Origin of the sequence: Pseudomonas sp. DWRC2-2, assembly GCF_049897885.1 — a bacterium.
GTDB classification, from domain to species: Bacteria; Pseudomonadota; Gammaproteobacteria; order Pseudomonadales; family Pseudomonadaceae; genus Aquipseudomonas; species Aquipseudomonas azotoformans_A.
Genome location: NZ_JAFCXD010000003.1, coordinates 512511 through 524800 on the forward strand (window position 1 = coordinate 512511; position 12290 = coordinate 524800).

Annotated in this window: 11 protein-coding genes; 2 read left to right on the top strand and 9 right to left on the bottom strand. The window is 60.7% G+C overall.

Translation table 11 applies throughout. The annotated features are described in order from the left end of the window. Nucleotides 1–12 precede the first annotated feature (12 nt). Nucleotides 13–1335 carry a phosphate regulon sensor histidine kinase PhoR gene (phoR, locus tag ACP7EW_RS17705; protein ID WP_028618507.1) on the top strand — a complete coding sequence of 441 codons (1323 nt, stop codon included), beginning with the start codon at nt 13–15 and terminating at the stop codon, nt 1333–1335. A gap of 124 nt (nt 1336–1459) precedes the next feature. Beyond that, nucleotides 1460–2800, top strand: coding sequence for a hemolysin family protein (locus ACP7EW_RS17710; RefSeq protein WP_010207573.1), 1341 nt, complete (start codon nt 1460–1462; stop codon nt 2798–2800). Nucleotides 2801–2803: 3 nt separating this feature from the next. Here the strand turns inward: ACP7EW_RS17710 and ACP7EW_RS17715 are convergent, their stop codons facing one another. The 9 genes from ACP7EW_RS17715 to ACP7EW_RS17755 all read right to left on the bottom strand — a co-directional run bounded on the left by ACP7EW_RS17715 (nt 2804) and on the right by ACP7EW_RS17755 (nt 12251). Further along, nucleotides 2804–3475 (bottom strand): peptidoglycan DD-metalloendopeptidase family protein, encoded by a 672-nt coding sequence (locus tag ACP7EW_RS17715; RefSeq protein WP_133075591.1) that lies wholly within the window; start codon nt 3473–3475, stop codon nt 2804–2806. Between the two features lie 55 nt (nt 3476–3530). Next, nucleotides 3531–3830 carry a helix-turn-helix domain-containing protein gene (locus tag ACP7EW_RS17720; RefSeq protein ID WP_426218611.1) on the bottom strand — a complete coding sequence of 100 codons (300 nt, stop codon included), beginning with the start codon at nt 3828–3830 and terminating at the stop codon, nt 3531–3533. A gap of 3 nt (nt 3831–3833) precedes the next feature. Further along, entirely contained in the window at nt 3834–4157 is a 324-nt protein-coding gene (locus ACP7EW_RS17725; protein ID WP_426218613.1) for a type II toxin-antitoxin system RelE/ParE family toxin, read from the bottom strand. Nucleotides 4158–4344: 187 nt separating this feature from the next. Next, entirely contained in the window at nt 4345–5253 is a 909-nt protein-coding gene (locus tag ACP7EW_RS17730; RefSeq protein ID WP_426218615.1) for a response regulator, read from the bottom strand. 169 nt (nt 5254–5422) lie between these two features. Continuing rightward, nucleotides 5423–6184 (bottom strand): phosphate signaling complex protein PhoU, encoded by a 762-nt coding sequence (phoU, locus tag ACP7EW_RS17735; protein WP_016978634.1) that lies wholly within the window; start codon nt 6182–6184, stop codon nt 5423–5425. A 70-nt stretch (nt 6185–6254) separates the two neighbouring features. Then, nucleotides 6255–7088 carry a phosphate ABC transporter ATP-binding protein PstB gene (gene pstB / locus ACP7EW_RS17740; RefSeq protein WP_025856391.1) on the bottom strand — a complete coding sequence of 278 codons (834 nt, stop codon included), beginning with the start codon at nt 7086–7088 and terminating at the stop codon, nt 6255–6257. Nucleotides 7089–7160: 72 nt separating this feature from the next. Then, on the bottom strand, nt 7161–8831 hold the full coding sequence (pstA, locus tag ACP7EW_RS17745) for a phosphate ABC transporter permease PstA (RefSeq protein ID WP_033897271.1): 1671 nt from the start codon (nt 8829–8831) through the stop codon (nt 7161–7163). 15 nt (nt 8832–8846) lie between these two features. Further along, on the bottom strand, nt 8847–10880 hold the full coding sequence (locus ACP7EW_RS17750; RefSeq protein ID WP_426218863.1) for an ABC transporter permease subunit: 2034 nt from the start codon (nt 10878–10880) through the stop codon (nt 8847–8849). Nucleotides 10881–11264: 384 nt separating this feature from the next. Then, nucleotides 11265–12251 carry a phosphate ABC transporter substrate-binding protein PstS gene (locus ACP7EW_RS17755; RefSeq protein ID WP_016978637.1) on the bottom strand — a complete coding sequence of 329 codons (987 nt, stop codon included), beginning with the start codon at nt 12249–12251 and terminating at the stop codon, nt 11265–11267. Between the last annotated feature and the right edge of the window lie 39 nt (nt 12252–12290).

The following is a 12290-nucleotide window of genomic DNA, read 5'->3' on the forward strand; positions in this document are numbered from 1 at the left end:
ACGCATGTTCAAGTGAACCAAAACTGGCATGGCACCCTGATCCGCCACATGCTTTTGCTGATCACCGGCTGCCTGTTGGTGGGTTTGGTCAGCGGTTACTACGGCTGGAGCCTGGCAGCCGGCATTGCCTTGTACCTGGGTTGGACCCTCAAGCAACTGCTGCGCCTGCACGAATGGCTGCGCCAGCACAAACCCGACGAAGCACCGCCCGATGGCTATGGCCTGTGGGGCGAAGTATTCGACAGCATCTACCACTTGCAACGCCGCGACCAACGGGTGCGAGGGCGCCTGCAAGCCGTGATCGACCGAGTGCAGGAGTCCACGGCCGCGTTGAAAGATGCGGTGATCATGCTCGACAGCGACGGCAACCTGGAGTGGTGGAACCGCGCCGCCGAGACCCTGCTGGGCCTCAAGACGCCCCAGGACAGTGGCCAGCCGGTGACCAACCTGGTGCGCCATCCGCGCTTCAAGGAGTACTTCGAACAGGAGAACTACGAAGAAGCCCTGGAAATCCCCTCGCCCACCAATGACCGCGTGCGTATCCAGCTGTACCTGACGCGCTACGGCAACAATGAACACCTGATGCTGGTGCGCGACGTCACCCGCATCCACCAGCTGGAACAGATGCGCAAAGACTTCGTCGCCAACGTCTCACACGAGTTGCGCACACCGCTGACGGTAATCTGCGGCTATCTGGAGACGCTGCTGGACAACGTCGACGAGATCAATCCGCGCTGGAGCCGTGCCCTGCAGCAGATGCAGCAGCAAGGCTCACGTATGCAGACACTGCTCAACGACTTGCTGTTGCTGGCCAAGCTGGAGGCGACCGATTACCCCTCGGACAACCATCCCGTCGCCGTGCAAAGCCTGCTGCAGACCATCAAGAACGACGCCCAGGCCCTGTCCGGCCAACGCGGGCAACAGATCACCCTGGAAGCCGACCCGGCCGTGCTGCTCAAAGGCAGCGAAGGCGAATTGCGCAGCGCGTTTTCCAACCTGGTGTTCAACGCCGTGAAGTACACCCAGGACAAAGGCAATATCCGCATCCGCTGGTGGGCCGACGAACAGGGCGCGCACCTGAGCGTGCAGGACTCCGGCATCGGCATCGACGCCAAGCACCTGCCGCGCCTGACCGAGCGTTTCTACCGTGTCGACTCCAGCCGCAACTCCAACACCGGCGGCACCGGGCTTGGTCTGGCGATCGTCAAGCACGTGTTGCTGCGCCATCGCGCGCGCCTGGAGATCAGTAGCGTATTGGGCCATGGCAGTACGTTTACCTGCCATTTCCCGCCAGCACAGATGACCCGATCGAAGGCAATTGATCAGGACACCTGACGGCCCGCCCGGCAGTGGGCACTAGGCAAGCGCCCCGTCAGCCGCTACATTGGCCGACTTGCGCCTGCCTTTCAGGCCCACCTGCCACCCCTTATTGAACACACGGAACCTGCAAAACCCCATCATGGACCCTTCCCCTGGTATCACCCTCGCTACACTCTTCGCCGACTTCGGCATGATTCTTTTTGCACTGATCCTGGTATTGCTCAACGGTTTCTTCGTTGCGGCGGAATTTGCCATGGTCAAATTGCGCGCCACTCGGGTCGAGGCCATCGCCCACAAGAACGGCTGGCGCGGGCAGATCCTGCGCACCGTGCACAGCCAGCTCGACGCCTACCTGTCGGCCTGCCAGCTGGGTATCACCCTCGCCTCGCTGGGTCTGGGTTGGGTCGGTGAGCCGGCCTTCGCGCACATCCTCGAACCGTTGCTGGGCGCCGTGGGCGTCGAGTCGCCGGAAGTGATCAAGGGCGTGTCGTTCTTTGCCGCCTTCTTCGTGATTTCCTACCTGCACATTGTGGTCGGTGAGCTGGCGCCCAAGTCCTGGGCGATTCGCAAACCCGAGTTGCTGTCGCTCTGGACGGCGGTGCCGCTGTACCTGTTCTACTGGGCCATGTACCCGGCGATCTACCTGCTCAACGCCAGCGCCAACGCCATCCTGCGTATCGCCGGCCAAGGCGAGCCTGGCCCGCACCACGAACACCATTACAGCCGTGAAGAACTCAAGCTGATCCTGCACTCCAGCCGTGGCCAGGACCCGAGCGACCAAGGCATGCGCGTGCTGGCCTCCGCCGTGGAAATGGGCGAACTGGAAGTGGTGGACTGGGCCAACTCCCGAGAAGACCTGGTGACCCTGGACTTCAACGCCCCGCTCAAGGAAATCCTTGCGCTGTTCCGCCGCCACAAATTCAGCCGCTACCCGGTGTATGACGCGGTGCGCAACGAATTCGTGGGCCTGCTGCACATCAAGGACCTGCTGCTGGAACTGGCGGCCCTGGATCACATCCCTGAGTCGTTCAACCTGGCCGAGCTGACCCGCCCGCTGGAGCGTGTGTCGCGGCACATGCCGCTGTCGCAACTGCTGGAGCAGTTCCGCAAGGGCGGCGCGCACTTCGCCCTGGTGGAAGAAGCCGACGGCAAGATCATCGGCTACCTGACCATGGAAGACGTGCTGGAAGTGCTGGTGGGCGATATCCAGGACGAACACCGCAAGGCCGAACGCGGCATCCTGGCCTATCAGCCGGGCAAGCTGCTGGTGCGTGGCGACACGCCGCTGTTCAAGGTCGAGCGCCTGCTGGGCGTGGACCTGGATCACATCGAAGCCGAAACCCTGGCCGGTCTGATCTACGACACCCTCAAGCGCGTGCCGGAAGAGGAAGAAGTGCTGGAGGTGGAAGGCTTGCGCATCATCATCAAGAAGATGAAAGGGCCGAAAATCGTGTTGGCCAAGGTGCTGCTGCTGGACTGACCCTCAATTGCCCAACGCAAAATTGGGCAATGCACCCACAGGCTGGTTGAACTCATACGGGATCGACACCAACCCCGCCTCAGTGGCGCGCTGCACCACGAAATGCAAGTGCGGCCCGCTGCTGTTGCCGGTATTGCCCGACAGGGCCAGCGGGCTTCCCACCGCCACACGTTGACCTGCCCGAACGCTGACCGAACCTTGCTTGAGGTGCAGGTACACCGCCTCACTGCCGTCGTCATGACGCACTCGCACAAAATTCCCCGACGCATCATTGCCACGCCCGACCTGCTCATTCTCGGTCTTCACCACCATTCCGCTGCGTGCCGCAATAATCGGCGTGCCCTCGGGCATGGCGATGTCCATGGCGTAGCGGCTCTTGGCGTCGGTATGGCTGAAGCTGCCGTTGGGGCCTTGGCTCAGGCGGAACGGGCCGCCACGCCAGGGCAAAGGGTAGCGGTAGGCCTGCTGTTGATCACTCGGTTTGGGCACGACCAGCATCGGCGGCTTCACGCGTTCAACCCTGCGCTCCTGGATCACAAACGCCTGGGCGCCCGGGGTATGCCGGTCACTGAAAAACACCACGCCGTTGGCATCGGTGGATTTGTAGAGGGTCATGGCCTGGGTCGACAAAGCGACCGTTGCCAGCCCACCGCACAGCAATAAGCGCATGAGCATGGCGTGAACCTGCCGGGATGACTGAGCGGCAGGTTAGCGGGGTTTGATGACAACTTCAGGCTGGCAGCCCGTTGAAACAAATATCCACGTTCATTTGGGCACCCGCTGACAGATTGACCAACGCATCCAGAGAGAGCTTGTCGATCTTGCCGGTAAGGACGTCGTTAAGTCGGGGCTGACTGATGCCCAACCTATGTGCCGCCTCTTTTTGAGAAAGCTCCCAGCTGCGAATGGTCTGGCACAGCTCCAAGAGCAATTTTGACCGCAGCCGCATATTGGCGGCTTGCTGGGGCGTATCTTCCAGAGCGTCCCAAACACAGCTGAAACGTTCGCCGTAAACTTTTTGATTAGTCATGGGTCACCCTAACTCCTGCAATCTGGCGCGCGCCAGCTCGATATCACGCCCTTCGGTTTTGTGTGTGGTCTTGCGCAGCGCGTGCAGCACATAGATGGCCTCTGGCCGGTTGACCACATAAAACACTCGAAAAGCTCCTGACTCCTCAGCAATCCGAATCTCACTGACGCCTCTCCCGATGGTTTTCATCGGCTTGCAATCAAACGGCTGCTCACCCTGTTGCAAGAGATCCAACTGAAAGCCTGCCGCCCTACGGGCGTCGAGAGGAAACGTTTTGAGGTCCTTGAGCGAACTTCCTAGAAACACCACATCCTTGTGCCTTGGCATTGGCTTCTCCTTTTCTGGAAAGGAAAAGCGTAATCGACGATTCGGCCAAGGGGCTTAGAGGTTTGTTTCAAGGCATAGCGAAGACTCGATAACACTGAGACGTTACCGAGAGACTATATCGAAACAGATATAAATCAAGACAGGGACCGGGAATCAGACAGTCGGTCGATTCCCAGTATTCAGAGGATTACGCACCCGGCACAAAGTGCTTCTGCGCCGTACCGCGTGCGATCAGGCGGGAGATGTAGTCGAGCTTCTGCGCGTCCTGGTCGATAAACCGGAAGGTCAGCTGCAGCCAATCGCTGTCGGGCTTGGGCTCAAAGGCAACGATGGCGTGCAGGTAGCCGTTGAGACGGGCCACTTCGGCGTTGTCGCCCTGCTCCAGGTCGAGCACGGCGCTTTCCAGTACCTGAGGCAGGACTTCGCCACGACGTACCACCAGCAGCGCTTCCTTAATGCTCAGCGCCTTGATCACGCATTGCTGGTTGCCGCTGGACAGGCGCAGCTGGCCCTGGCCACGACCGCCGGCCGGCGCCGCTGAAGGTGCCTGTACCGGCGGGCTGTTGAGCAAGCCTTTGCTCGGCGCTGGGGAGGCTGCAACCACTGGTGCTGCACGCGCCGCTTCGGGCTTGCCGCCGGTCAATGCGCTGAGGGAATCGTTGCCGAACGCCGAGTTCATCTTGGTGGGTGCACTGGCGACCAGCGCGTCGAGACGACCGATTTTGTGCAGGGCCTGCTTGACCTTGTTCAACAACTGCTCGTTGGTGAAGGGCTTGCTGACATAACCGGAAACTCCGGCCTGGATGGCCTGGACCACGTTTTCCTTGTCGCCACGGCTGGTCACCATCACGAACGGCATTGCCTTGAGGTGAGGCTGCTCACGGCACCAGGTCAACAATTCAAGGCCGGACATCTCCGGCATTTCCCAGTCGCACAGCACCAGGTCGAAGCTCTCGCGCATCAGGATGGCCTGGGCCTTTTTGCCGTTCACCGCGTCTTCAAGCTTGATCCCGGGGAAGTAGTTGCGCAGGCACTTCTTCACCAGGTCGCGGATAAACGAGGCGTCATCCACCACCAATACACTGACTTTACTCATCGACCCTTCATCCTAATTAAAACTTCGGCACGCAAGACGCCTGACTGATGGCATTTTGCCAAAACTCGGTAGTCACGTTGGGAATTTATCTCGCTCAACGTGTAAAAAATTCAGTGGCCACAAACAAAAACGCCCGACCAAAGGCCGGGCGTTAATTTCTCGGGCAACCTTACTTATCGTCAGTTTGGCCCGGAACATTAGGGATAAGATCAGCCGAACCTTCAACTTCGGCCTTCATGCGCTTGAGGCCCATGTGCCGTACGTCGGTGCCGCGCACCAGGTAAATCACCAATTCCGAGATATTGCGCGCGTGGTCGCCGATACGCTCCAGGGAACGCAGCACCCAGATAATGCTCAAGACCCGCGAGATAGAGCGGGGATCTTCCATCATGTAGGTCGCAAGTTCACGCAGCGCGGTCTTGTATTCGCGGTCGATGATCTTGTCGTACTGGGCCACCGACAGTGCCAGCTCAGCATCGAAGCGAGCAAAGGCGTCGAGGGCGTCGCGCACCATGTTGCGCACCTGGTCGCCGATGTGGCGCACTTCCACGTAACCGCGCGGCGCTTCGCCTTCTTCGCACAGTTGGATGGCGCGGCGGGCGATCTTGGTGGCTTCGTCGCCGATGCGCTCCAGGTCGATCACCGACTTGGAGATGCTGATGATCAAACGCAGGTCGGACGCCGCCGGCTGGCGACGGGCCAGAATGCGCAGGCATTCTTCGTCGATGTTGCGTTCCATCTGGTTGATCTGGTCGTCGATCTCACGCACTTGCTGGGCCAGGCCCGAGTCGGCCTCGATCAGCGCGGTGACGGCGTCGTTGACTTGCTTCTCCACCAGCCCGCCCATCGCCAGGAGGTGGCTGCGCACTTCCTCAAGCTCGGCGTTGAACTGCGCGGAGATGTGATGGGTAAGGCCTTCTTTGCTAATCATGTTGGCGTCCTTGGAGCGTCCGGTAAGGTGCGGAGAACCGCAGCGTCAGTGCGAGGAAAATCCCGGCATCCTAGCCGTAGCGACCGGTGATGTAGTCTTCGGTCTGCTTCTTCGCCGGATTGGTGAACAGGGTATCGGTATCGCCGAACTCCACCAGTTTGCCCATGTACATGAACGCGGTGTAGTCGGAAACCCGCGCCGCCTGTTGCATGTTGTGGGTCACGATGACGATGGTGAACTTGGATTTCAGCTCGTAGATCAGCTCTTCGACTTTCAGCGTGGAGATCGGGTCGAGTGCCGAGCAGGGTTCGTCGAGCAGCAGCACTTCCGGCTCAACCGCAATGGTGCGGGCAATGACCAGACGCTGTTGCTGACCGCCGGACAGGCCGAGGGCCGAATCGTGCAGACGATCTTTGACTTCGTCCCACAGCGCCGCGCCTTTCAAGGCCCACTCGACGGCTTCGTCGAGGATGCGCTTCTTGTTGATGCCCTGGATGCGCAGGCCGTAGACCACGTTTTCGTAGATGGTCTTGGGGAACGGGTTGGGCTTCTGGAACACCATGCCCACGCGGCGACGCAGCTCGGCCACGTCTTCGCCCTTGCGGTAGATGTTGGTGCCGTAGAGGTTGATGGCACCGTCTACGCGGCAGCCGTCCACCAGGTCGTTCATGCGGTTGAACGTGCGCAGCAGCGTGGACTTGCCGCAGCCCGACGGGCCGATGAAGGCGGTCACGCGCTGCTTGGGGATGTTCATGCTGACGTCGAACAGCGCCTGCTTTTCACCGTAGTACAGGCTCAGGCCCGGCACTTCGATGGCCACGGTTTCCTGGGCCAGGCTCAGGCTCTGCTTGTCGCGACCCAGGGCAGACATGTTGATGCCGTGGGTGTGGGTGTCTTGTTGCATGGGATGCTCCCTGTGCTACCAATTCGTTGTGTTGAACCGCAGGCATCGGGCCTGCGGCAAGCAATATTCAGATCAGCTATCCAACGCTTTGTATTTTTCGCGCAGGTGGTTACGGATCCACACCGCCGACAAGTTGAGCGTGGCGATCACCAGCACCAACAGCAATGCGGTGGCGTACACCAGCGGCCGTGCGGCTTCGACGTTGGGGCTCTGGAAGCCGACGTCATAGATATGGAAGCCCAGGTGCATGATCTTCTGGTCCAGGTGCAGATACGGGTAGTTGCCATCCAGCGGCAGCGACGGCGCCAGTTTCACCACGCCCACCAACATCAGCGGCGCCACTTCGCCCGCGGCGCGGGCCACGGCGAGGATCATGCCGGTCATCATCGCCGGGCTGGCCATCGGCAGCACGATCTTCCACAGCGTTTCCGCCTTGGTCGCGCCCAGTGCCAGGGAGCCTTCGCGTACGGTGCGAGGAATCCGCGCCAGGCCCTCTTCGGTGGCCACGATCACCACCGGCACCGCGAGCAGCGCCAGGGTCAGCGAGGCCCACAACAGGCCCGGCGTGCCGAAGGTCGGCGCCGGCAGGGCTTCGGCGAAGAACAGGCGGTCAACCGAACCACCCAATACATACACGAAGAAGCCCAGGCCGAACACGCCGTAGACGATGGCCGGTACACCGGCCAGGTTGTTCACAGCGATACGGATGACGCGGGTCAGGGTGTTCTGCTTGGCGTATTCACGCAGGTACACCGCCGCCAGCACGCCGAACGGGGTCACGATCATCGCCATGATCAGGGTCATCATCACGGTGCCGAAGATGGCCGGGAAAATCCCGCCTTCGGTGTTGGCTTCCCGTGGGTCATCGCTGAGGAATTCCCAGACCTTGCTGAAGTAGAAGCCGATCTTGGTGATCGTGCCCATGGCATTCGGCTGATAGGCGTGCACCACTTTGCCGATGCCGATTTCCACTTCCTTGCCGTTGCCGTCGCGGGCGGTCAGCGCGTCGCGGTTGAACTGGGCATGCAGGTCAGCCAGGCGGGCTTCGATGTCCTGGTAGCGGGCATTCAACTCGGCGCGGTCGGCATCCATGTCGGCCTGGGCGGCGGCGTCGAGCTTGCCTTCCAGTTCCAGTTTGCGGCCGTGCAGGCGAATGCGTTCGAGCCCGGCGTTGATAGCGCCGATATCGGATTTCTCCAGGGTCTTGAGTTGAGCGGCCAGCTTGTTGACGCGATCCACACGGGCCTGCAGCTCCGGCCATGCGGCCTCGCCTTCGGCGATGACCTTGCCGTCTTGCTTGACGTTGACCAGGGTGCCGTAGAAGTTGCCCCACTCACGGCGCTCGATGGTCATCAGGTTCGCCGGCGTGGTCTGGTCCTTGAGCCACTCGCCGACGATCCAGGTGAAGTCGTTGCCGTTCAGGTCACGGTTGCCCACCTTGATCAGCTCGCGGGTCATGAACTCCGGGCCTTGGTCCGGCACCGGCAGGCCAGCGCTTTTCAGGCGCTCGCGAGGCACTTCTTCTTTCTGCACCACTTCGCCGATGACGATATGGTTGGCCTGGCCCGGCACGTTGTAGTTGGCCTGGATCAGGTCGGCCGGCCAGAAGTGGCCGAGGCCACGCACGGCAATCACCGCCAGCAAACCAATGGTCATGATGACCGCGATGGACACCGCGCCACCGCTGATCCAGACGCCGGGGGCGCCGCTCTTGAACCATCCATTCAGGGAGTTCTGTTTCACAGACTTCTACCTTTCTTAAAGCGACGAGTATTTCTTGCGCAGACGCTGACGGATCAGCTCCGCGAGGGTGTTCATGATGAAGGTGAACAGCAGCAGTACCAGTGCCGAGAGGAACAGCACGCGGTAGTGACTGCCGCCCACTTCCGACTCGGGCATTTCCACCGCCACGTTGGCCGCCAAGGTGCGCAAGCCCTCGAACAGGTTCATCTCCATCACCGGGGTGTTACCGGTGGCCATCAACACGATCATGGTCTCGCCGACAGCACGGCCCATGCCGATCATCAGCGCCGAGAAGATACCCGGGCTGGCGGTCAGGATGACCACGCGTGTCATGGTCTGCCACGGTGTGGCGCCCAAGGCCAGCGAGCCCAGGGTCAGGCCGCGCGGCACGCTGAACACGGCGTCTTCGGCGATGGAATAGATGTTCGGGATCACTGCGAAGCCCATGGCCAAACCCACTACCAGAGCGTTGCGCTGGTCGTAGGTGATGCCCAGGTCGTGGGAGATCCACATGCGCATGTCGCCGCCGAAGAACCAGGTTTCCAGGTACGGGCTCATGTACAGCGAGAGCCAGCCCACGAACAGGATCACCGGGATCAGGATCGCGCTTTCCCAGCCATCGGGAACGCGCAGACGGATGGATTCAGGCAAGCGGCTGAAGATGAAACCAGCGACCAGGATGCCAATCGGCAACAGCATTAACAGACTGAAAATGCCCGGTAGATGCCCTTCCACATACGGCGCCAGGAACAGGCCGGCGAAGAAGCCGAGGATCACCGTCGGCATGGCTTCCATCAGTTCGATCACCGGCTTGACCTTGCGACGCAGGCTCGGGGCCATGAAGTACGCGGTGTAGATCGCGGCGGCAACGGCCAGAGGTGCAGCCAGCAGCATGGCGTAGAACGCAGCCTTCAGGGTGCCGAAGGTCAGCGGGGCCAGGCTCATCTTGGGTTCGAAATCGGTGTTGGCGGCGGTCGATTGCCAGACGTATTTAGGCTCGTCGTAGTTCTCGTACCAAACCTTGCTCCACAGTGCGCTCCAGGACACTTCCGGGTGCGGGTTGTCGAGCATCAGCGGTTGCAGCTTGCCGCCGGCTTCCACGATCACGCGGTTGGCCCGTGGCGACATGCCGTACACGCCTTGGCCATCGACTACAGGGTCGACCAACAGGGTGCGGTGCGCCGTGCTGTGGAACACACCGAATTTGCCGGAAGCATCGAGGGCGGTGAAGCCTTTGCGACGTTCTTCGGCAGAAATTTCTACGATAGGCGTAGTACCCATCTGGAAGGTGCGGATCTGCTTGAAGCGCTGCTCGCCATCCGGGTCGCGGGCCATGAACCACTGGGCCAGGCCGCCCTTGGAGTTACCGACGATCAGCGAAATACCGCCCACCAGCTGCGTGCTGGCAGTGACCTCGGCTGTACCGTCTTCGAGCAATTTGTAGCGCCCGTTGAGGCTCTTGTCGCGCAGGCTGAACACATCGGCCAGGGCGCGGCCGTTGATCACGTACAACCATTGCTGGCGTGGGTCGATGAAGATCGCCTTCACCGGCTCGGTCATCTGCGGCAGTTCGATGCGCTTCTGCTCGCTGGTGACTTCGCCAGTCATCATGTTTTCTTCGCGACTCAGGGACAGCACGTTCAAGTGCGAACCGGCGGAACCTGCAACCACCAAGGTGGAATCGGTGGCGTTAAGGGCGACATGCTCCAGCGGGCGACCGGCGTCATCCAGCACGATCGGCTTTTCACCGTACGGGTATTCGATCGCAGGCGTAATGGTTTTCTTGCCGTCCGGGTAGGACACCTTATAGGTGTGGCGGAACACCATGGACTGGCCATTGGACAGACCGAGGATCACCAGCGGGCTACCGGGCTGGTCTTCACCGATAGAAGCAACGCTGGTGCCGGCAGGCAGTTGCAGGTCGACACGCTTGAGTTCGGCGCCGGTTTCCACATTAAAGAACAGTGCCTGGCCCTTGTCGGAAACCCGCATGGCGACTTGGTTCTGTTCTTCGAGGGAGATCATCAGCGGCTTGCCCGCGTCCTGGATCCAGGCCGGGGTCAGGGCGTCTTCCTTGGTCAATGAGGCACCTTGGAACAGCGGCGCGACGACATAGGCAAGAAAGAAGAAAATCAGGGTGATGGCGCCGAGGACGGCGAGGCCGCCGACCAGCACATACCAACGGGTCAGGCGATCCTTGAGCGCGCGAATGCGGCGCTTGCGTTGCAGCTCAGGCGTATTGAAGTCAATGCGCTTGGGGGGAGAAGTCGTCGTCATGGTGGAATTGGCCAGATCATTCATGCGCACACCCTAGCGATCCTGTATGACAGAAAGATGACAGTGCAGTGACGCAACAAATCCGCCGCGAAGCAAGGCTGGCAGCGGACTAGAAAATTCGGATGCGGGGCCGGTACTCCGGCCCCGCAGAGGCAATCAGTTGCCTTCTTTCAGACCCAGGTCAGCCAGGGCCTTGGCGGCGACTTTGGCTGGCAGTGGGATGTAGCCGTCTTTCACCACAACTTCCTGGCCCTGTTTGGACAGAACCAGCTTCACGAACTCAGCTTCCAGCGGGGCCAGAGGCTTGTTCGGGGCTTTGTTGACGTAAACGTAGAGGAAGCGCGACAGCGGGTATTTGCCGTTCAGGGCGTTTTCTTCACTGTCTTCGATGAAGTCAGTGCTGCCTTTCTTAGCCAGGGCCACAGTCTTCACGCTAGCGGTCTTGTAGCCGATGCCCGAGTAACCGATGCCGTTCAGCGAGGAGCTGATCGACTGCACGACCGAAGCCGAGCCCGGTTGTTCGTTCACGTTTGGCTTGTAGTCGCCTTTGCACAGGGCTTCTTCTTTGAAGTAGCCGTAGGTGCCGGATACCGAGTTACGACCGAACAGTTGAACCGGCTTGTTGGCCAGGTCGCCGGTCACACCCAGGTCACCCCAGGTTTTCACGTCGGCTTTGCCACCGCACAGGCGAGTCGAGGAGAAGATCGCGTCGACTTGTTCCATGGTCAGGTGCTGGATCGGGTTGTCCTTGTGCACGAACACGGCCAGGGCATCCACGGCAACCGGGATAGCGGTTGGCTTGTAGCCGTACTTCTGCTCGAAGGCCGCCAGTTCGGTGTCCTTCATCTTGCGGCTCATCGGGCCCAGGTTGGAGGTGCCTTCAGTCAGCGCAGGTGGCGCAGTAGCAGAACCGGCAGCTTGAATCTGGATGTTGACGTTCGGGTATTCCTTTTTGTAACCCTCGGCCCACAGGGTCATCAGGTTAGCCAGGGTATCGGAACCGACGCTGGACAAGTTGCCCGACACACCAGTGGTCTTCACGTACGCCGGGATTGCCGGATCAACACCAGCGGCCACCGCGTTGGCGGTCGCAACGCCAGCAGCGACAAAAGTCATTGCCGCCATCAAACGTTTCAGTTTCATGCCTTGCTCCTAGCAGATAGGGATAGTTGGATCGGGGCC